At 72.5% G+C, this 20,482-nt stretch carries 18 protein-coding genes; 10 read left to right on the forward strand and 8 right to left on the reverse strand.

The genetic code is table 11. From position 1 onward, the window contains the following. Positions 1 to 39 precede the first annotated feature (39 nt). Both ACZ7L7_RS13485 and ACZ7L7_RS13490 read left to right on the forward strand, forming a co-directional pair. Positions 40 to 855, forward strand: a complete 816-nt coding sequence (locus ACZ7L7_RS13485; RefSeq protein WP_471592511.1) for an ABC transporter ATP-binding protein — start codon at positions 40 to 42, stop codon at positions 853 to 855. Continuing rightward, positions 852 to 3,326, forward strand: coding sequence for an ABC transporter permease (locus ACZ7L7_RS13490; RefSeq protein WP_472075852.1), 2,475 nt, complete (start codon positions 852 to 854; stop codon positions 3,324 to 3,326). Before ACZ7L7_RS13485 ends, ACZ7L7_RS13490 begins: the two co-directional genes overlap by 4 nt. A gap of 55 nt (positions 3,327 to 3,381) precedes the next feature. Here the strand turns inward: ACZ7L7_RS13490 and ACZ7L7_RS13495 are convergent, their stop codons facing one another. Beyond that, positions 3,382 to 4,809: a cellulose binding domain-containing protein gene (locus ACZ7L7_RS13495; protein WP_472075854.1), complete on the reverse strand. Its 1,428-nt coding sequence runs from the start codon at positions 4,807 to 4,809 to the stop codon at positions 3,382 to 3,384. Positions 4,810 to 4,899: 90 nt separating this feature from the next. After that, positions 4,900 to 6,474, reverse strand: a complete 1,575-nt coding sequence (locus ACZ7L7_RS13500; RefSeq protein WP_472075856.1) for a beta-N-acetylhexosaminidase — start codon at positions 6,472 to 6,474, stop codon at positions 4,900 to 4,902. A 293-nt stretch (positions 6,475 to 6,767) separates the two neighbouring features. On the opposite strand from ACZ7L7_RS13500, the gene ACZ7L7_RS13505 reads away from it, so the two are divergent. Both ACZ7L7_RS13505 and ACZ7L7_RS13510 read left to right on the forward strand, forming a co-directional pair. Next, a complete protein-coding gene (locus tag ACZ7L7_RS13505; RefSeq protein WP_285512463.1) occupies positions 6,768 to 7,613 on the forward strand; it encodes a GntR family transcriptional regulator in 846 nt (281 codons plus the stop codon). A gap of 32 nt (positions 7,614 to 7,645) precedes the next feature. After that, positions 7,646 to 8,035: a VOC family protein gene (locus tag ACZ7L7_RS13510; RefSeq protein WP_285512464.1), complete on the forward strand. Its 390-nt coding sequence runs from the start codon at positions 7,646 to 7,648 to the stop codon at positions 8,033 to 8,035. A gap of 17 nt (positions 8,036 to 8,052) precedes the next feature. Here the strand turns inward: ACZ7L7_RS13510 and ACZ7L7_RS13515 are convergent, their stop codons facing one another. Together ACZ7L7_RS13515 and ACZ7L7_RS13520 are read right to left on the reverse strand one after the other, a co-directional pair. Beyond that, positions 8,053 to 10,149, reverse strand: coding sequence for a SpoIIE family protein phosphatase (locus tag ACZ7L7_RS13515; RefSeq protein WP_472075858.1), 2,097 nt, complete (start codon positions 10,147 to 10,149; stop codon positions 8,053 to 8,055). Positions 10,150 to 10,155: 6 nt separating this feature from the next. Beyond that, positions 10,156 to 10,452, reverse strand: a complete 297-nt coding sequence (locus ACZ7L7_RS13520; RefSeq protein WP_285512466.1) for an amphi-Trp domain-containing protein — start codon at positions 10,450 to 10,452, stop codon at positions 10,156 to 10,158. A 156-nt stretch (positions 10,453 to 10,608) separates the two neighbouring features. On the opposite strand from ACZ7L7_RS13520, the gene ACZ7L7_RS13525 reads away from it, so the two are divergent. From ACZ7L7_RS13525 to ACZ7L7_RS13540, 4 genes are all read left to right on the forward strand, one after another. After that, on the forward strand, positions 10,609 to 11,514 hold the full coding sequence (locus ACZ7L7_RS13525) for a helix-turn-helix domain-containing protein (RefSeq protein WP_285512467.1): 906 nt from the start codon (positions 10,609 to 10,611) through the stop codon (positions 11,512 to 11,514). Beyond that, entirely contained in the window at positions 11,456 to 12,259 is an 804-nt protein-coding gene (locus ACZ7L7_RS13530; RefSeq protein ID WP_285512468.1) for a DUF4440 domain-containing protein, read from the forward strand. Before ACZ7L7_RS13525 ends, ACZ7L7_RS13530 begins: the two co-directional genes overlap by 59 nt. Before the next feature lie 91 nt (positions 12,260 to 12,350). Beyond that, positions 12,351 to 12,605 (forward strand): hypothetical protein, encoded by a 255-nt coding sequence (locus tag ACZ7L7_RS13535; protein ID WP_285512469.1) that lies wholly within the window; start codon positions 12,351 to 12,353, stop codon positions 12,603 to 12,605. A gap of 243 nt (positions 12,606 to 12,848) precedes the next feature. After that, a complete protein-coding gene (locus ACZ7L7_RS13540; RefSeq protein WP_285512470.1) occupies positions 12,849 to 14,579 on the forward strand; it encodes an aminotransferase class V-fold PLP-dependent enzyme in 1,731 nt (576 codons plus the stop codon). A 9-nt stretch (positions 14,580 to 14,588) separates the two neighbouring features. Here the strand turns inward: ACZ7L7_RS13540 and ACZ7L7_RS13545 are convergent, their stop codons facing one another. Continuing rightward, positions 14,589 to 15,470 (reverse strand): SDR family oxidoreductase, encoded by an 882-nt coding sequence (locus tag ACZ7L7_RS13545; RefSeq protein ID WP_472075861.1) that lies wholly within the window; start codon positions 15,468 to 15,470, stop codon positions 14,589 to 14,591. An 85-nt stretch (positions 15,471 to 15,555) separates the two neighbouring features. Here ACZ7L7_RS13545 and ACZ7L7_RS13550 point away from each other — a divergent pair, with 85 nt between their 5' ends. Further along, positions 15,556 to 16,134, forward strand: a complete 579-nt coding sequence (locus tag ACZ7L7_RS13550) for a TetR/AcrR family transcriptional regulator (RefSeq protein WP_285512472.1) — start codon at positions 15,556 to 15,558, stop codon at positions 16,132 to 16,134. Positions 16,135 to 16,355: 221 nt separating this feature from the next. Next, positions 16,356 to 16,685, forward strand: a complete 330-nt coding sequence (locus ACZ7L7_RS13555; RefSeq protein WP_285512748.1) for a hypothetical protein — start codon at positions 16,356 to 16,358, stop codon at positions 16,683 to 16,685. Positions 16,686 to 16,713: 28 nt separating this feature from the next. On the opposite strand, the gene gap is transcribed toward ACZ7L7_RS13555, so the two are convergent. From gap to ACZ7L7_RS13570, 3 genes are all read right to left on the reverse strand, one after another. Beyond that, positions 16,714 to 17,712, reverse strand: a complete 999-nt coding sequence (gap, locus tag ACZ7L7_RS13560; protein ID WP_285512473.1) for a type I glyceraldehyde-3-phosphate dehydrogenase — start codon at positions 17,710 to 17,712, stop codon at positions 16,714 to 16,716. A 137-nt stretch (positions 17,713 to 17,849) separates the two neighbouring features. Then, the gene (locus ACZ7L7_RS13565; RefSeq protein WP_285512474.1) at positions 17,850 to 18,806 is read right to left on the reverse strand and encodes a GlxA family transcriptional regulator; all 957 of its coding nucleotides are present in this window, start codon (positions 18,804 to 18,806) and stop codon (positions 17,850 to 17,852) included. 29 nt (positions 18,807 to 18,835) lie between these two features. Then, positions 18,836 to 20,428 carry a hypothetical protein gene (locus ACZ7L7_RS13570; RefSeq protein ID WP_472075864.1) on the reverse strand — a complete coding sequence of 531 codons (1,593 nt, stop codon included), beginning with the start codon at positions 20,426 to 20,428 and terminating at the stop codon, positions 18,836 to 18,838. Positions 20,429 to 20,482: the final 54 nt, after the last annotated feature.

The following is a 20,482-nucleotide window of genomic DNA, read 5'->3' on the forward strand; positions in this document are numbered from 1 at the left end:
CGAGGCATCGGCCAAATGAAAATCACGAGAGGGCGGACCATGGGGCTGCGCAGGGGCAAGGGGCACACGGTCGAGGAGCGGCCGGAGGCGCAGGGGACGCCCGGTCTCGCCGTCGAGCTGCGCGGTGTCCGGCGCCAGTACGGCCGCGGCTCCGGTGCCGTGCACGCGCTCGCGGGCGTCGACCTCGGCCTGCCGCACGGCACGTTCACCGCCGTCATGGGGCCCTCGGGGTCCGGCAAGTCGACGTTCCTGCAGTGTGCGGCCGGGCTCGACCGGCCGACGGCCGGGTCGGTGCGGCTGGGCGGTACGGAGATCACGGGGATGCGTGAGAACCGGCTCACCGAGCTGCGCCGCAGCCGCCTCGGCTTCGTCTTCCAGGCGTTCAACCTGCTCCCGTCCCTCACCGTGGAGCAGAACGTGCTCCTCCCGATGCGTCTGGCCGGGCAGCGGCAGGACCGGCGGCGGGCCGCGACCGTGCTGGCGCAGGTCGGGCTCTCCGACAAGGCGCGCTGCCGGCCGGGCGAGCTGTCCGGCGGTCAGCAGCAGCGGGTCGCCATCGCCCGTGCCCTGGTCACCAGCCCGGACGTGATCTTCGCCGACGAGCCCACGGGAGCCCTGGACACGGCCACCGCCGCGGGCGTCCTCGGTCTGCTGCGGCAGGCGGTGGACACGCTCGGGGCGACCGTGGTGATGGTCACCCACGACCCGTCCGCCGCCGCCTGGGCCGACCGCGTGCTGTTCCTCGCGGACGGCGTCTTCGCCGGTGGCCTCGACGGCGGCTCGGCGGAGCGGATCGCGGCGCGGATGGCCACCCTCACCTCCCGTACGGGAGCGATGGCGGGGGTCGCCGCGTGAGGCGCCTCGCCCCCACCGGCCTCGCCCGCGCCGCGGTGCGCTTCAAGCCCGCCGCGTTCGCGGGCACCTTTGTCGCGCTGCTGATGTCGGCGCTGATCGTCTCGGCGTGCGGCATCCTCCTGGAGACGGGCGTCCGCGCCGCCGTGCCGCCGCAGCGGTACGCGAAAGCGCCGGTCGTGGCCGCGGCGGACCAGTACGCCCGCTTCGTCACGGGCAGCGGGGACGGCCGTACGGAGACGGCGGAGCCGCTGCCCGACACGGCACGGGTCGACTCGGAGCTGGCGCAGAAGGCGGCCAGGGTGCCCGGAGTGCGGGCCGCCGTGCCCGACTTCACGTTCCCGGTGCGGCAGGGCGAGTCCGCGCTGATCGGGCACGGCTGGGGCGCGCACCGGTTCACCGGCGCCGCGCTCACCTCCGGGTCGGCGCCCCGTACCGGCGAGGTGGTGCTCGGCACCGCCACCGATGCAAAGGCCGGCGACACCGTCACGCTGGAAACCGCCGCCGGGCGGGCCGTCTTCCGCGTGTCCGGGCTGGCCGAGCCCGGTCCCGGCGACGTGGACCAGGGCGCCGTCGCCTGGTTCGCCGACGACCGCTCCCCCGCCCTGGCCGGGCACCCCGGCAAGGCCGACGCGATTGCCGTACTGCCCGAGGACGGGGCGGACACCGACGCGCTCGCCGCCGGGGTACGCAAGGCGCTCGCCGGTTCGGGGGTCAAGGTGCACACCGGTGACGACCGGGGCGGTGTCGAGGAGCACGGGCTGGCCTACGCCAAGGAGCTGCTCACCGGGCTCGGCGGCTCCTTCGGCGGGATCGCCGCCGTGGTCGCCGTCTTCACGGCGTCCGGCACGGTCGCGCTGTCGGTCGCCCAGCGCGCCCGGGAGTTCGCGCTGCTGCGTGCTGTGGGTGCGACTCCCCGGCAGATCCGGCGCGCGGTCGCCTCGGAGGCGCTGCTGGTCGCGCCGCTCGCCGGGCTGGTGGGCTGTCTGCCGGGGATCGGGCTGGCGCACTGGTGGTTCGGGGAGCTCCAGGACCGCGGGGCGGTACCGGAGGCCGTCGAGCTGCACGTGTCCTGGATTCCGCTCGTCGTGGCCGTCGGCACGGGGCTGCTGACCGCGCTGGTCGCGGGCTGGGCGGCCGGGCGGCGTCCGTCGAGGATCAAGCCCGGTGAGGCGCTCACCGAGGCGTCGGTGCAGCGGCTGCGGCCGGGTGTGGTCCGTACCGTGCTGGGCGTGGGTGCTCTGGTCGGTGGCGGCTTCCTCAGTGTGGTCGCCGCGCGTTCGGCCGGCGACGACGCAGCCAACGCGGCCCTCGGTGTCGTCATGTGCTTCATGCTCGGCGTCGCGCTGCTCGGTCCGCTGGTGGCGCGGCTGTGCGCGGGGCTGTTCGGGACGGTGCTGCGGGGCGGTGGCGCCCCGGCCTCGCTGGCGGCCGCCAACTCCCGTGCGAACGCCCGTCGTCTGGCCTCGGCGCTCACGCCGATCGTGCTGGCGATGGCCTTCGCGTCGACCCTCGTGTTCATGCACACCAGCGAAAGCCATGTCGCCGACCGGCAGTTGCGGGACGGCCTCACCGCGGACCACGTGGTCACGCACCCGGCCGGACTGCCCGCCGACACCGCCGACCGGGCCGTCCGCGCGCCCGGAGTCGAGGCGGCCGTGTCCCTGCTGAACACACAAGTCCTCGTGCCCGTCGGGTCCGGCGCCGACCGCTGGTTGCAGAACTCGACCGCGCAGGGGGTCTCCGGCTCCGGCAGGGATCTGGCGAAGGTGCAGGATCTCGACGTGCGCGGCGGCAGCCTGGACCGGGTGGGCAAGGGCCGGATCGCCGTCGACAGGACCCTCGCCACGTCGGCGAAGGTCGAGGTGGGCGACAGGCTGGAGCTGTACCTGCCCGACGGCACCAAGGCCCGACCCGAGGTCGTCGCCGTCTACGGCCGAGGGCTCGGCCTCTCCGCGGTGACCATGGACCGCGATTCCCTCGTGGCCCACGTCACCTCGGGCTTCGGCAGCGTGCTGCTGGTCCGGGGCGGGGACGGCAAGGCCCTCACCGCGCTCGGCGAGGTCACCGATGCCTCCGGGTATGTCGTCGAGCAGGACACCGACCGCGCGCTCAACGCCTGGGCCAACCGCACGATGGCCGCGGTCCTCGGCGGCTTCGCCGCCATCGCCGCCGCCAACACCCTGGTGATGACCGTCCTGGACCGGCGCCGCGAACTCGGCATGCTGCGCCTGGTCGGCTCCACCCGCCGTCAGGTGATGCGGATGCTGCGCTGGGAGGCGCTGCTGGTCGCGGTCGCCGGCGTCGTCCTCGGTACGGCCATCGCCGCCGCGACGCTCGTCCCGATGATGCGCGGCCTGACCGGCGAGGACCCGTACGTACCCCCGCTGACGTACGCGGCCTTCGCCGGGGCCGCGGTGGCGCTGGGTCTGGTGGCCGTCACCCTGCCGGGCAGGGCGGCACTGCGGCGCTGAGACCGTGGGCGCCCCACCCTCCACGGCGCCCACGGTCCCGACTGCGGGCCCCTGGTCAGGGGGCCGGGACCTCGTCGACGAAGGTCGTGCCGTCGCCGCGCAGTGCGGAGACCTTCGCGGCGACCTGGGCCGGGGTGAGGACCTGGTCCTTGACGTGCAGGACGTAGTCGACCTGCTGGTCGTAGGCGCGCGGAGTGGTCGACGTCTGGCCCTGGAGGTCGATCAGCCACTGGTTGAAGTTGATCGACATGGGCCGCTCGGGCAGATAGGCCGCGTCGTGCGTGCCGAAGTGCCGGCCGTCGATGTAGTAGGTGATCCTGCTGTTGTCGATGGTGACGACGAGGTCGTGCCAGCCCGCGAAGCTCTGACGGCTCTCGCTGTGCTGGTTGACCGCCTGCCACGGGTCCGGGTTGTAGGTCTCCCAGGAGGTCGTGTACAGGATGTTCGCGGGCTCGCCCCAGCCGCCGTTGGGCAGGTACTCGAAGTCGTACTCGGCGTAGTCGTCGGCCATCGGGGCCTTGAGGTCGTTGATGGTGAAGAAGGTCTGGACGACGCGGTCGCCGTCGGGGCCGTACTTGGGCGCGTCGGAGAACTTCACCCGGGCCGCGTAGGTGCCGTTCCTGAACTTCATGGACTTGGTGAGGACTTCGGTGTGGGTGGTGCTGGAGCCGGTTCCGGCGGAGGAGGTCTCCAGGTTCATCACCGAGTTGCCGCCCTGGTTGACGAAGGTGACCTTCGAGGGGTCCCAGGTGGCGCCGGGGACACCGGGGCCGCCGGAGTTGGAGCGGACGCTCCAGCCGTGGTTCGACAGCGCCGGGTCGGTGTGCGAGGTGTAGTTGAAGTCGTCGAAGAGGGTCTTGCCGTCGCCGGGCGGGTCGGTCGGGGTCGGCGGGTCGGTGGGCTCGTTGCCGTCGGGCGCGGTCCCCCACGCATGGGCGCCGCCCAACTGCGCGGTGACCTTCGTCCAGTCGGCGTACCCGGTCTGGCCGCCGTTGAAGGAGTAGTCGTCGCTCTGGGTCAGCCGCTGCCAGTTGGACTGGTAGAAGCGCAGTTGCATGTCGCCGGTGTCGGCGCCGGGGGCGAGGGTGCCGGCCGCGCCGGTGAAGCCGATCTCCAGGTAACGGTCGGCCGTGGCGGTGGGGTTGGCGAGGGTGCCGAAGGTACCGGTGATCGCGGAACAGCCTCTGACCGCCCAGGAACAGGCGAAGCGGTAGGTGGCGTTCGGGGAGTCCGCCTTGAAGTAGTAGCGGATCTTGACCTGGCTCAACTGAATGGTGCTGGTACCGGTGTTGCGGACCTTGAACCACGGTTCGCTCTGGTCGGCGGTGGCACCGCCGGCGCTGGTGCGGTACTGGACGGCCAGGCTGTCGCCCGGTGCCGCGGACGCGTTGGTGAGGGGGACGGCCGCCAGGGCGGCGCTGCCGATGACGGCGGTGAGGGCGAGGGCCGCGCGCGTGCTGCGGCGGGTGGCACGGGTACTCATCCGACGGTTCCTTTCGTTCGCTCCCGGTGTCCGCGGGAGGGATGGTGGGGGTGGAGCGTGGATGTGCGGGTGGGTGGCGCCACGGCGGCCCTACACGGGCGTCGTGGCGGGTGCCGTGCGGTCGGGGAGGGTGTCGTGCGGGACGCCGAGGGCGGTCAGGCGGGCGAGGTGCCCGTCCAGCCGGGTCCGGAAGCCGGGCCAGTCCTCGGTGGTCGCCCAGGCCCGCTCGGCGAGGGCGCACAGGCGGGGGTAGGTGAGGTACTCGATGTGCTCGGGTGTCGCGACGAACTCCGTCCACAACTGCCCCTGCACGCCGAGCACTTTCCCGGCGAGCCGGGGCTCGGCGGCGGGTGGCCCGAGGTCGACGCCGTAGACGCTCCGCAGGTCGAGGGCGTGGCCCGGCTGGGCGGGCGGTTCGGCGGGGCCGGGGGCGCGGGCGTAGTCGAAGTACGTGGAGCGGTGGTCGGCGTGGATGACGTCGTGCCCCCGGCGGGCCGCGGCCCAGGCGTGCCGGGGGGTGCGCCAGCTCATCACCGTGCAGGTCAGGGGGAGGGTGCTGCCGTCCTCGGCCCAGGCGAGGGGGCGGCGGCCGGACCGTACGACGTGGTCGGCCATCCGTGCCAGGAACCAGCCGTGCAGTTCCCGCGGCCCGGACAGGCCTTCGCGCGCGGCACGGGCGATCGCCGCCGGACTGGCCTCCCACTCCTCGGTGGGCACCTCGTCTCCTCCGATGTGGAGGTACGGGGAGGGGAAGACGTCCATGACCTCGTCCAGGACCGTGCGGAAGAAGTCGAGGACGTGGTCGCCGACGCCGAGCACGTTGGTGCAGACACCCCACTGGGTCCATACGTCGAGCCGCCGGTCGGGGTGGTTGCCCAGTTCGGGGTAGGCGGCGAGCGCGGCTCGCACGTGGCCCGGGGTGCCGATCTCCGGTACGACGGTCACACCCCGGGCGGCGGCGTAGGAGACGAGGTCGCTGAGTTCGGCACGGGTGTACGCGCCTTCGTGCGGACGGCCGTCGAAGTGTGCGCTGCCCGCCGGGCCGACCATCGACCGGGCCCGTCGCCCGCCGATCTCGGTGAGCCCGGGGTAGGCGGCCACCGGCATCCGCCAGCCCTGGTCGTCGGTGAGGTGCAGGTGCAGCACGTTGAGCTTGTGCAGGGCGAGGAGGTCGACGAAGCGGCGGAGGTAGGAGGCCGGCTGGAAGTGCCGGGCGACGTCGAGGAGCATGCCCCGCCAGGGGTGGGCGGGTACGTCCGTGATCTCGACGCCGGGCAGTTCGATGCCGTGGACCGGCGCGGACAGGGCTTCGTGGGGCAGGAGTTGACGGATCGTCTGGACTCCGCGGAGCAGTCCGGTGGGGTGGGCGGCGCGCAGCAGGACCTGTTCGCCGGAGACGGTGAGGGCGTACCCCTCCTCGGCGAGGCCGGTGAGGGCGGGGTCGAGGGCCAGGACGAAGGAGCCGTCGTCGGCGTGCTTCAGGGGCAGTCCGGTGGCGGGGTCGAGGTAGGCGCGCAGGAGGTCCGCGGCCTGCTCGGTGCCGGGGGTGACGCGCAGTCGGGCGGTGTCGTCCAGGCGGTATGGGTCTGGGCGTGGCGAGAGTGCGGTGGGGCGGGGGACGAGGGCGAGTTCGGGGTGTGGGGGCGCGGAGGGCAGCGGGTCCACGGGGCGGGGTCTCCGGGGTTCGGCGGGACGCGTCAGGAGGTCGGGACGCCTGGAGTCCACGCAGAGGGAGGAGGACCCCGACCTGACCAATCACTAGCCAGTGCTTTACCAGTTGGGTGCGCCACGAAGGTGGCATAGACCAATTGAACCGTCAACCCCTGGAGCAGCAAGGTCTTTTGAGCCGCACTCGGCCCGTGGATCCCACATCGCCGACCCACCACCACCTGACCACTTGACCAGTTATAGTTGACCAGCGAGTTTCCAATACGTCCCGACGACGAACGAGAGCCCGTATGGAGATCGGCGCGGCAGCCTCCGGCGCGATGCTCAAGCGCGAGCGGGTCCGGGACGCGATCCTCGAACTCATCGAGGCGCGGCGCCCCGGAGACGCCATCCCCTCCGAGCGCACCCTCTGTTCCCAACTCGGGGTGTCACGACCGACGTTGCGGGCGGCGGTGGACGAACTGGTCGTCGCGGGACTGCTGGTGCGGGAACACGGACGCGGCATGTTCGTGGCCGCGGAGAAGATCACCCAGGAACTGGTGTCCGACCGCAACTCGATGAGCCTGCCGCAGGCCGGCGGGGTGTGGACCAGCAGGCTGCTGGAGCTGAGCAGGCATCCGGCGGGCGCCCGGGTGAGCCGCAAGCTCCGCATCTCCCCCGCCGCGGAGATCCTGTACGTGGCGCGCCTCCGTCTGGTCGACGGCTCCCCCATCGCCATCGAGCACCTGCATGTGCGGACGGATCTCGCGCCGGGCCTGACCAGCGAGGAGCTGCAACAGGGCGACCTGTACGAGCATCTGCGCGACCGGCACGGCATCCAGGTCAGCGAGGCGGTGCAGTCCATCGAGCCCACGGTCGTCACCCGCGTCGAGGCCGAGCTGCTCCAAGTGCCGGAGCTGTCCCCCGCGTTGCTCTTCGAGCGGCTCACCACGGACACCCGCGGCCGTCCGGTGGAGTACGTCCACTCCCTCTACCGCGGTGACCGCTACCGCATCGTCTCCCGCCTCACCCTCAGCGCCCGTGACGAGCACCCCACCCCGGAGGACGGCCACCATCCCGGGATCCCTCCGGGGGATTTCACCGCGGGCGATCCGGTGAGCTTCTCGACCCGGGGAATCGTCCAGCAGAACACCTGAGCCGGCCTTCCCCGAACCGAGAAACGGAATCCATGACGAACTCCCCACTGCAGGTCAACGCCCTGATCATCGACGCCGTCGACCCCGAGCGGCTCGCCGCGTTCTGGTCCGAGCTGCTCGGCAGGCCGGTGGTGGGCCGCATGGGCCCGTATGTGTGGCTGCGCCGCGAGAACGGCCTCGGCCTGGGCTTCCAGCGCACCGACGAGCCGAAGTCGGGCAAGAACCGTATGCACTTCGACATCACCTCACCCGACCCCGCGACCGAGCAGCAGCGGGTGGAGTCCCTCGGCGGCCGCCGGCTCGGGCAGTACGACGACGGAGGGTTCCTGGTGATGGCGGACCCGGAGGGCAACGAGTTCTGCGTCATCCCGGAGGGCGCCTTCGAACTCGACGACGAGGGACGCGCCCACTACCTCGACTGACGGCGCCGGTCCGGCCGTCACACGTGCTGCAGGACAAGCACCGCGACGTCGTCCATCCGCTGCCCGTTCGTATCCGTGCCCAGGAGCAGGTGGTCGATCAGTCGGTCCAGGTCGCTGTCGTCGGCGGTGGACAGCTGGTGGGCGAGGTCGGTGATGGCCTCCTCGATGTCGGTACCGGGGGCCTCCACCAGGCCGTCCGTGTAGAGGGCGAGCAACGTGCCCTCGGCCAACGGGACTTCGGTGACGGGGTAGTCGGCCGTGGGGTCGATGCCGAGGAGGGGGCCGGGGGTGACGGCGAGGGGACTCGCGGTGCCGTCGGGGCGGCGCAGCAGGGGCGGTGGGTGGCCCGCGCTCGCGATCGTCGCTCGACGCAGGGCGAAGTCCAGGTGGGCGTAGAGGCAGCTTGTGAGCAGGTCGGGGGCGATGTCGATGAGGAGGTGGTTCGTGCGGTACAGGACCTGGTCGGGGGGTGCGCCGAGGGTCGCGTGGGCGTGGACCGCTGTGCGTACCTGGCCCATCAGGGCCGCCGCGGCGGCGTTGTGGCCCTGGACGTCGCCGATGACCGCCCCCGCCGTGGTGTCGCCGAGCCGGATCAGGTCGTAGAAGTCGCCGCCGATGTCCATCCCGCGGGTGGCGGGCAGATAGCGTGCGGCAACCCGCAGGCCGGTGATCCCGGGCAGGCTGCGTGGGAGGAGGGCCTGCTGAAGGCTGTGGGCGAGTTCGTGCTTGGTGTCGTACAGCCGGGCCCGGTCGAAGGCCTGGCCGATGAGCCCGGCGAGGGAGGTCATCACGGCGCGTTCCTCGGCGGAGAACGCGTGCGGGCTGTCGTAGGACAGGATGCACACCCCGACCGGCCGCCCGGAGATGATCAGCGGCAGGAAAGCCCAGGCCTGTTTGCCGCTGATCAGCGCCACCTCGGCGTAGCCGCGCCGCATCTCCTCCGCGGTGCCGAAGAAGGCGGGGACACCGGTGCTGAGGGCCTGGCCGGCCGGGGTGAGGGAGGTGTCGACGCGCAGTCCGTCGAGGCGGTCGATGGCGTCGGCGGGGTAGCCGCGGTGCCCCACGATGTGCAGCCGTCCCCCGCTGGCGGTGGACATGACCAGGCCCTGGGCGCCGAAGGCGGGCATGATCTCGTCGGCGACCAGGTCCACCACGTCCTGGACGCCGACGACCTCGGTGAGCGCGGCGGCCAGATGGGTGAGCTGGTAGAGCCGGCCGGCCCGCGTCGGGGTGGCGGTGCGAGCGGACCGGGGCGGTGCCGGTGCGGCGGGGGTCCGGCCGCCGCTGGGGACGATGCGGGCGCTGATGCCGCTGTCGTCCGGGTACAGGTGGAACTCCAGCCACTGGCCGGACGGGCGGCACGCGGTGAACGACACCGGCTCGCGGCTGATCACCGCGGCCCGGTAGCGGTCCTCGATGGTGGGGTCGTCGAGCCAGCGCAGCGACTGCCAGGGGCGGGTGCCCAGCAGCCGCCCCTCGTCGCAGCCCAGCAGTGCGCAGGCGCCCGAGCTGACGTAGGTGAACCGTCCGTCCAGGTCCACGGCGCAGCTTCCCCCGGGCAGCCGTTCGGCGAAGTCGGCGGCGGCCGTGGCCTGCCTCCCTGTGGGGACGTCCTTGTCCAGGGTCACGACGCGGGGCCGGGCGGGCCGCTCGGCGGCCTCCTCCAGCAGCCGGGCCAGGCGGCGGCAGCTGGACGTGATGTTGGCCCGCTCCCGCTGGGTCATGTACGGCGGACGCGTGGCCGGGGGCCACATCAGCAGCAGCGAGCCCCACTGCCGGACACCGGTGACCGGCGCCGCGACCAGGGCCAACGGGTAGGGCAGGACGATCGCGGTGCGCGGGTAGGAGCGGGCCATCTCCTCCATGCCGCTCACCCAGACCATGCGATCGTCCCGCACGGCGTCGGCGACGGGCGCCGGGGCGGCGAGCGGCACGCGCTCCCACGGCGCGGCGAACTCCAGCGGCGCTCCGTACAGCGCGTCCAGGCACAGCAGCTCTTCGCCCGGGGCCAGCAGGTACAGGGCACCGATGGTGGCCCCGGTGGCCCGTACGGTCTGCGCGAACGCGGCGTCCAGCGCGTCGGCGTCCGGGGTCGCGTCAGCCGTACCTGTCATGACCGTTCAGGCCTTTTTCGCGGCCGTCCGTTTCGCGCCGCTCCTGCTCCGGCCGGTGGCGCCGCTGCTCCGCGCGGACGAGGCCGGCCACTTCAGCTCGATCTCCAGCTCGACCTCCCCGTCGCCGATCTCGACCTCCACCTCGCTGCTGAGGTCGTCGGGGAGGCGCAGGCTCAGCGTTGCCGCTCCGAGGTCCAGCTCGGCCTCCCCGCCCTCCCTCAGCGCCTCCGCGAGCGCCATGAGCTGGTCGGCGGCCTCCTGGCGGGACAGTGAGCGCTTCTGCTCGAACTTGAGGTCCTTCATGGGCACCTTCCGATGCGTGCGCACGGGGCGCACATGTCATATAGGCCGCATAGATGGACGTAGAGGCCTGATATCGGTCATTGTGGCGCGCTGTGCCGTGCGGGGCATCCTCGCCCGGCCCGGCCGCGCCCCGGCCCGCGCTTGTACGCTTTTGCCATGGTGGAACGGTGCGAGGAGTGGGCGACGGCCCCACCGGCGCCGCCGCTGCTGCCGTTCGTCGAGCGGTACTGCGGCTACCGGCTGACGGGGTTCCCGCCGGCCGTCCACCGCGGTCTGCCGTCACGCCATATGACCTTCATCGTCAGCATCGGCGACGACATCGACGTAGTGGCCCAGACGGACCCGGCGCAGTCCCCGCGGCACTACGCCTGTGTGCTCAGCGGCCTCCAGGCGTCGTCGGCGCTCATCTCCCACAGCGGCGATCAGGAGGGCGTGGCGATCGAGCTGACGCCGCTCGGGTCCCGGGCGCTGTTCGGCATGCCGGCGGGCGAGCTGTGGAACACCTCGGTCGAGCTCGGGGACGTGGTCGGGGCCACCGGCCGTGAGCTGTGGGAACGCCTGCAGACCACCCCCGGATGGCGGCAGCGGTTCGCGGTCTGCGACGCCGTGCTCGGCCGTCTGACCGGTGACCGTGCGCCCGCGCCCGAGCTGCGGTTCGCCTGGGAGACGGTGGTCGCCTCCCGGGGCGAGGTGTCCGTGCGCGACCTGGCCGAGGAGAGCGGGTGGAGCCGCCAGCACCTGGCGCGCCGCTTCCGTGACGAGTTCGGTCTGTCGCCGAAGCTCGCGGCGCGGGTGGTGCGGTTCGAGCGGGCCCAGCAGATGCTGCGCGACGCGCCGCCGTTCGTCTCGATCGCCCAGGTGGCGGCGGCCTGCGGGTACTACGACCAGTCGCACCTGAACCGGGACTTCGTGACGCTGGCCGGCTGTACTCCGACGGAGTTGCTCGCCGGGGATGTTCCATCCGTACAAGACGGCACCGGCGACGGCGGGGCATCGTCGCCGTATGAACGCCAACACCACGACAACGACAGCAAGCGTCTGGCCGTGCCTCGCCTACCGTGACGCACGCGCCGCGATCACTTTCCTGACCGAGGTCTACGGTTTCCGCGAGATGGCGGTCCACGCCCGCGAGGACGACCCGTCGGTCATCGAGCACGCGGAGCTGCGGTGGCCGCTCGGCGGGGGCGTCATGCTGGGCAGCGCCGGCAAGGACGACTCGGCCTGGGGGCGCCGCGCGCCGGGCAACGACGCGATCTATGTCGTCTGCGACGACCCCGACCGGCTGTTCGAGCGGGCCGAGAACGCCGGGGCCGAGATCGTCCGCGGTCCGGTCGACGAGGACTCCGGCTCCCGCGGCTTCAGCGTCCGCGACCCCGAGGGCAACCTGTGGAGCTTCGGCACCTACCGGGGCGAGGGCGCGGCGCCGAGGGCCGACCGGGAGACCTTCGCCGCCCTGCTGGACGAGTGGGCCGCCGCCCTCGTCGCCAACGACGCCGAGGCGATCGCCCGTTTCGCCACCCCCGACTGGACGTTCGTCACCAGCACCGGGATCACGGCGGGCTCGGAGTTCCTCAAGCTGGTCGCCGCCGGTGAGGTGACCCACGACTCCATGCACCTCGAAGTCGAGCGCGTGGCAACGCTGTCGGACACGACCGCACTGGTGACCACCCACGGCACCAACAGCGGCACGTTCCGGGGCGAGCGGTTCACCGCGGACGAGTGGGCCACGGACGTGTTCGTGTGGGACGGCGAGCGGTGGCGCTGCTCGCTGACCCAGCTGACGTCGGTCGACTCGCAACAGCAGTGACCGGAGGGCTGTGGCCCGGCACGGGGAACAACACGGCCTCGGAAGGCGCTGTCACTGATACCCCGTACGGCATCGAGGCAGGAGGTGGACGATGACGACGGCAGAAGGCACCCGGTTCGTCCCGCATCACCACGACGACCAGGTCGTGACCGGCTGCGGGCGCAGGATCGCCGTGCGGTGCCTGCAACTCGCGCCTGCCGAGCGGCCGATCAAGCGGGTCACCCTCAACGTGGGCCAGGACCGCGACGGCGAACACGGCGCGTGGGCCGCGCTCACCGCGGACGAGGCCCGCGATCTGGCCCGCCTGCTGCTGCGCCACGCCGACCTGGCCGAGTCCGGCATCTGACAGCCGGCCGAACCCAACGGCTGACAGCCGGCCGATTCCGGCCGCTGACAGCTGATCACCGTCCGAAAGGACCCGGTTGCCGCTCCCGAAAGCGCCGGTAAAATACCGGGCAGGGTATATCGCCGAGACATTCGGGCGCGCAGACCGACCGGTCCCGGCGTGCCTCGTCGGCCCCTCCCCCGGCCCCGTGCCCAGCGGTGGCCCGGAGTCGGGCAGCCGACGCCAGCGAGAAGGGCACCGGCCATGACCGGCAGCACACTGCAGCCCCTCGGAACGGTGAGCACGGCATCGGCACCGCCCGCCACGGCGCTGCTGGAGCGCATACGCGACGGGCTCATCGGCGACGACGAGGTGCTGGAGGGCCCGTACGGGCCGAAGCGGATCGTCTACGCCGACTACACCGCCTCCGGCCGCTCCCTGGACTTCATCGAGGACTTCCTCCGCGAGCAGGTGCTGCCCCGCTACGGCAACACCCACACGGAGAGCTCCAGCACCGGTCTGCAGACGACCCGGCTGCGCGAGGACGCCCGCCGGATCATCCGGGACGCCGTCGGCGGCACCGAGGACGACCTCGTGATCTTCTGCGGTTCCGGTGCCACCGGCGCGGCCAACAAGCTGGTCGGCATCCTGGAACTGCGCCGCCCCGACCGGCCACCGGAGCGGCAGCGGCCGGTGGTGTTCGTGGGCCCGTACGAGCATCACTCCAACGAGCTGCCCTGGCGCGAGTCGATCGCCGACGTCGTCGAGATCGGCGAGGACGCCGACGGCCACATCGACCTCGCCGCCCTGGAGGCGGGGCTACGGCGGTACACGGACCGTCCGTTGCGCATCGGCAGCTTCTCCGCCGCCTCCAACGTCACCGGCATCCTCACCGACACCGAGCGCGTCGCACGCCTGCTGCACGCCCACGGCGCCCTGTCCTTCTGGGACTACGCGGCGGCGGGACCGTACGTCCCGATCCGGGTGGCGGAGAGCGCTCCGGGCGCCGGGGACCACAAGGACGCGCTGTTCCTGTCCCCGCACAAGTTCGTGGGCGGGCCGCAGACTCCGGGGGTGCTCGTGGTCCGCCGGGACCTGGTCCGCAACCGGGTGCCCACGGTTCCCGGCGGCGGCACGGTGCTGTTCGTCGATCCGCTCGTCCACCGGTACCTCGACGACCCCGTGGCCCGTGAGGAGGGCGGCACCCCCGCGATCGTCGAGTCCATCCGGGCCGGGCTGGTCTTCAAGCTCAAGCAGGCCGTCGGCACCGACACCATCCAGGCCGCCGAGGAACGCCACTGGCGCCGCGCCCTCGCGCGCTGGGACCGCAACCCCGACATCCAGATCCTCGGCAACCACCACGCCCGCCGGCTGTCGATCGTCTCCTTCCGCATCCGCCACGGCGAGCGGTTCGTGCTGCACCACAACTACGTCGTCGCCGTGCTCAACGACCTGTTCGGCATCCAGGCCCGGGGCGGCTGTTCCTGCGCCGGCCCCTACGGCCACCGCCTGCTGGCCATCGACGCCGCCACCTCGCACGCCCTGCTCGACGAGGTGGTGCAGGGCTGCGACGGCATCAAGCCCGGCTGGATCCGCGTCAACTTCAACTACTTCATCAGCGACACGGTCCGCGACTACCTCATCGACGCCGTCGACCTGATCGCGACCAGCGGGCACCGGCTCATGGCCGACTACCGTTTCGACCCGCACACGGGGCAGTGGCACCACCGCGCCGGTCCGGTCGATCCGCCGCTGCGGCTGACCGATGTGCGGTACACGGCCGACGGCCGTCTCACCGCCCCGGCCGTCACCCACCGGCGGCTGGGCGAGGACGCGCTGCCCGCTCAACTCGACCGCGCCCGCGAGGTGCTGGCCGCCCGCCCCGACCGTCTCGACGACGGTCCCACCGGTCTGCCGCCCGACTTCGAACAGATGCGCTGGTTCCCGCTGCCGCCCGTCTGCGTGGCCGGGCACGGGGACGGCCCGCACCCCTGAGGACCCCGGTCAGGGCCGGATGTTCTCCAGGTCCGCCAGCAGTCCCGGCTGCTTCGGCACCCAGTCGAGGGCCTGCCGGGTGTGGTCGCTGGAGGCGGGCTGGTCGGTCGCGAAGATCGGGCCGATGGGGCCGTACGTCTCCGCGGGCACGGACGCGACCGGCAGGCCGAGGCGCCGGCCGATGACCTCGGCGATGTCCCGTACCGCGTCGCCCTCGTCGGCGACCGCGTGCCAGGCGGTACCGGCGGGCGCCCGCTCCAGGGCGAGCCGGAAGAGCGCGGCCGCGTCGAGCGCGTGCACGGCGGGCCAGCGCTGCGTGCCGTCGCCCGGGTAACCGGAGACCCCGCTCTGGCGTGCGATGCCGGTGAGCAGCCCGGCGAAGCCGCCCGCGCCCTGGTTGTGGACCGTGCGCGGCAGGCGTACGGCGGAGCTGCGCACCCCGCGCGAGGCCAGTTCCAGCACCGCGTTGACGGCCCGGCCCCGGCCGCCGACCGGCCCGTCCAGGGGCACGGGGTCGGCCTCGGTGGCGGCGCGGCCCGGTACGGCGGGCGTGCCCGAGACGGTGACGAAGGGGCGGTCGCTGCCGACGAGTTCCTCGCCGAGCGCCGTGAGCGCGGCGGTCTCCTCGTCCATGGACCTGGCGAGGGCCTCGGGGCTGCTGAAGTCGTTGCCGAACGCCAGGCGGATCACCCCGTCGGCGCGGGCGGCTCCGGCGCGCAGGACATCCAGGTCGGCGAGGGATCCCCGGATTACCTCGGCACCGGCCGCCCGCGCCGCCTGTGCGGAGGCGTCGGAGCGGGCGAGCGCGAGGACGGTGTGGGCGTTGCCGAGCAGTTCGGCGACGACCGCGGAACCGACGAGACCGGTGCCGCCGGTGACAAAGACACGCATGGGAAACTCCGAACAAGTGACGGGACTCTTGTCCCATCACAGTAGCGAGTGACGGGACCTTTGTCTCATCACGTATGATCGACCCATGCCTCGATGGGAACCCGGTGCACGCGAACGCCTTGTCGTGGCTGCTGTCGATCTCTTCACCGAGCAGGGCTACGACGCCACGACGGTCGCGCAGATCGCCCAGCGCGCCGGCGTCACCAAGAGCACCTTCTTCCGGCACTTCCCCGACAAGCGCGAGCTGCTGGTGGCGGGGCAGGAGACGCTGAGCAGGCTGCTGGCCGAGGGCATCGCCGAAGCCCCTGGCGACGCCGGCCCGCTCGACGCGGTCGCCGCGGGCCTGGAGCGTGCCGCCGGCGCGATGGGGCCCATGAACCGGGAACTCGCCCCTCGCCTCAAGGCGGCCGTCGCCGCCAGCACCGAGCTTCAGGAACGGGACGCCCTCAAGAGCGTCAGCCTGGCGGCCGCGATGACCGGGGCCCTGACCGCCCGGGGCGTACCGGACGCGACCGCGGCGGTGGCGGGCGAGTTGGGCGTCCTCGCCTTCAAACGGGGCTACGCCGCATGGTCGGAGAGCGACCGCGGCACCGACGAGGCCCTGGCCCCGTACGTCCTGACGGCCCTGGCCGAACTGCGCGCGGCGAGCGCGGCATTGAGCTGACCGGGCAGGTCAGCGGCCCATTCCGCCCCGGGGGCGGCCGAGTTCACGCCCGTGCGCGGCGACCGCGCGAGGTGACGGATGTGCCTTTTGGTTCATCTGTCTTGTGACGAAATGCAGTTGGGGGCATTCGGGTGGACCGCGGCTCGATCCGCAACTTCCCCGGCCCCCGGCCCGTCGTGTCTTTCGACGACATCCCGACCGAGGAGGAACTCGTGACTGGAATGCAGGCATTCACCACGGGCCACGCGGCGATTCAGGATCTCGACCCCTACCGCTTCCCCGCCGCGCGCATGGAGGAGCGGCCGGAGCAGGCGCCGACCGTGGTCGGCCTCATGGATCACGACGACTACCTGCTGCCCGCCCCCGACCCGGCGACCCGGCTGTCCCTGCCGCTGGACCCGGCGGACCGGCGGCGCCTGGAACTGCACGCCGCCCTGACCACCGCGGGCATCGCGCCCCTGCCGGGCGACCTCGACGCGATCAAGGCACTGTGCGAGCTGGACGACTCCACGCACGCCGCGCTGCGGCGGTGGCTCCAGCACTCCCTGTGACCCGGCAGAGGGGCGAACCGGCGGCCGGTCAGCGGCCGGCGAGCAGTTCCAGCGTGTCGATCACGCGGTTGGAGAAGCCCCACTCGTTGTCGTACCAGGCGACCACCTTGATGTGGCGGCCGTCGACGCGGGTCAGGGCCGAGTCGAAGATCGACGAGGCGGGGTTGCCGGTGATGTCGGACGACACCAGCGGGTCCTCCGAGTACTCCAGGACCCCCTTGAGGGGGCCCTCCGCCGCGGTGCGGTAGGCGGCCAGGACGTCCTCGCGGGTCACGTCGCGGGCCACGGTCGTGTTGAGCTCGACGATCGAGCCCACCGGCACCGGGACGCGGATCGAGTCGCCCGACAGCTTGCCGTCGAGGTTGGGCAGCACCAGGCCGATCGCCTTCGCGGCACCGGTCGTGGTCGGCACGATGTTGACGCCGGCGGCGCGGGCGCGGCGCGGGTCGCGGTGCGGGCCGTCCTGGAGGTTCTGCTCCTGGGTGTAGGCGTGCACCGTGGTCATGAACCCGTGCTCGATACCGGCGAGTTCGTCGAGGACGGCGGCCAGCGGGGCGAGCGCGTTGGTGGTGCAGGAGGCATTGGAGACGATCGTGTGCACGTCCGGGTCGTAGGCGTCGGTGTTCACGCCGTACGCGAGCGTGACATCGGCGCCGTCGGACGGCGCGCTGACGAGGACCTTCTTCGCACCCGCGTCCAGGTGGGCGCGGGCCGCCTTCGCGGAGGTGAAGCGGCCGGTGGCCTCCAGGACGATGTCGACACCGAGGTCGGCCCACGGCAGCTGGGCCGGCTCCCGCTCGGCCAGCACCTTGATCCGGCGGCCGTCGACGACCAGCACGTCCCCGTCGACGGTCACCGGGCGGCCCAGTCGGCCGGCGGTGCTGTCGTAGGCGAGGAGCCGGGCCAGCGCGGTCGGCTCGGTGAGGTCGTTCACGGCGACGACCTCGAAGGCGCTGTCCCGTTCGAGCAGGGCACGCAGCACATTGCGTCCGATGCGGCCGAATCCGTTGATGGCGATGCGAGTCATGAGTGTGAAGTCCCTTCGTCCCTTGCTTCGCCACCAGGGTCGCCCGCGGCCGGGCCCGCTGACAGTGGCGGCATCGCCATGGTTCAAAAGGATCTCGCCACCCGGGGGCCCCGCTCGCCACCCGGCCCCGGGCGGCCTCACTCGCCCCGGGTGAAGGTGCGTCGGTACTCGCTCGGCGTGGTGCCGAGGATGCGCTGGAAGTGCAGGCGCAAATTGGCGCCGGTGCCGAGACCGACATCGGCGGCGATCTGCTCGACCCCGCGCTGGGAGCGTTCGAGCAGCTCACGGGCCAGGTCGATACGGGCCCGCATCACCCACTGCATCGGCGTGTACCCGGTCTCCTCCACGAAGCGCCGGGAAAACGTGCGCGGCGACACCCCCGCCTGCCGCGCCAGCATGTCCAGGGTGAGGGGTTCGCCGAGCCGGTACAGGGCCCACTCCCGGGTCGCCGCGAACCGTTCCCCGCGCGGCTCGGGCACGCTGCGCGGCACGTACTGGGCCTGGCCCCCACTGCGGTACGGGGCGGCGACCAGGCGCCGGGCGGCGTGGTTGGACGCGGCCACGCCGAGGTCGCCGCGCAGGATGTGCAGGCACAGATCGATGCCGGAGGCGGCGCCGGCCGAGGTGAGCACGCTGCCCTCGTCGACGAAGAGCACGTTCTCGTCGACCCGGACGCTCGGGTACCGGGTCATGAGCGCCCGCGTGTAGTGCCAGTGCGTCGTGGCCCGCTTGCCGTCGAGCAGGCCGGTGGCGGCGAGCGCGAAGGCGCCCGTGGAGATGGCGGCGAGCCGCGCGCCCCGGTCGTGGGCGGCGACCAGGGCCTCGACGACGGCTCGCGGCGGGTCCTCGCGGTCCGGGAACCGGTAGCCCGGCACGAAGACGATGTCGGCCCAGGTGAGCGCGTCGAGACCGTGCTCGACGTGGTAGGCGAGGCCGTCCCCGCCGGTCACCAGCCCGGGGGTCGCCCCGCACACCCGCACCTCGTACGGCATGCTCGCGCGGGTCGTGAAGACCTGCGCCGGGATCCCGACATCGAGGGGTTTCGCGCCCTCCAGCACGAGGACGGCGACACGGTGCTGGCGAGAGGTGGACACAGCACGAGGTTACGTCCACGCGGCGCCGGTCAGTTCGGGGCGCAGCCGTGGGTGTGCTGGTCGCGCTCCACCACCTCCAGCTGCTCCCGCAGCGCCTTGGCCTGCCTGTTCAGGCGGGTGGCCTCACGCCTGGCCTCGTACGGGTCGCTCCAGTCGATGCCCTCCAGTTCGCCCCGCACGTCGTCGAGCTGCCGCGCGAGGTCCTGGTACTGGGTGCGCAGTTGGTCGCAGACGCCGGAGGTGAACCCGACGGCGACGGTGACGCGGGGGCTCGGCTGGCCGAACCAGCGGACGCCCTCACGCACCATCTGCCAGCAGAAGGCGTACGTGCCCGCGGTGGCGGGCGCCTCGACGCCGAACCGGAACACGGCACTGTCCCCGGGGTCGACCGTGGGCCGCGGCAGCTCGACCCGGCCGGTGCCCCAGACGGTGTTGTCCTGGGGGGACTGGCTGCCGAGCCGGTAGAGGTCGGCGGCCGTCCACGTGGTCGACCCGTTGTTCACGGCGGTGACCGTGACCTGGGCGCGTGCGCCCGCCGCCATCGGGGTGGGCGGCCGTGCGGTCATCCGTACGAAGGCTCCGTCGATGTAGGCGGGAGCGGGGTCGGCATGGGTGTACGGGATGCGGAAGAAGCCGCGGACCTGGCCGGGCGTGCCGTCGGTGCCGTTGGTGGAGATGGTCTTCGCCGGGCGGTGGGAGCTGATGTCGAGCTGGATGACGATGTCGTCCCTGCCGGGCTCGTTGCAGTCGTAGGTGCGCAGGGTGAGGATGTCGCCGTGCCGCTCGTACCCCCACACGAGCACCACGTGGTTCTTGAACACGTCCCAGGGGGCGTACGAGTGGACCAGGACGAGGCCGATGGGGCACAGGACGCCGTTGTCGATGTCGTCGAGGATGCCGGGGATCTCGTCGATGGTGCGGTGGAAGAGTCCGGGCCCCCAGAACACGGTCCCGTGGTCGAGTGCCTGGGTCTCGCCCAGCCACCGGCCGACCACGCCCGGACCGCTGAAACTGTCGATCAGGCGGCGCAGGATGTGGTGGGCCAGGTCCAGCGGAATGTGCTCGGAGGAGCGCCCGCGCAGTTGGGGTGTGCCGCTCTCGTGGATGTCCCGGGCCAGGAAGGACATGCCTCCGCAGAGGCCCATCTCGGTGGCGTCCAGCGACACCGGGGGCAGCCCGGACAGGGAGACCTGCAGAGTCGTACCGGCGGGCCACGAGCTGTTGCCGAACAGCGGTGCCCGGGTCGACGGCCGGAACCCCGGCACGGTGACGGGACCGAACCGCTGCACGGTGCCGGATGCCCACAGGGCGGCGCCGGAGGCCGCGTACACGACGAGGTTCCCGTCGTCCTGGAGGACCAGCCACGCCCCGGCATTGCCGTCGGTGTTGCTGGCCCAGAGGGGTTTCTCCTCGTCCGTGTAGAGCACGAAGTTGCCGTCGCCCTGCATCACCGCGTGGGTGGCGGGCTGCTGCCAGGTGTCGGTCGCCCACAGCGGCGCCCCGTCGTCCGTGCGGTACAGGACGAGGTTGCCGTCGCCCTGCATCACCAGCCGTACCCGGCCGTTGCCGGATGTCAGTTCCTCCCCCGTGCCGAGCCGTTGATCCGCGTGCAGACGGTCCATGGCGAGCCTCCCCCGGCCGCTCGGTTGCGGGGAGTGTCCCAGCGGAACGTCCGG

The sequence above is a fragment of the Streptomyces sp. NPDC110618 genome, from assembly GCF_055657065.1.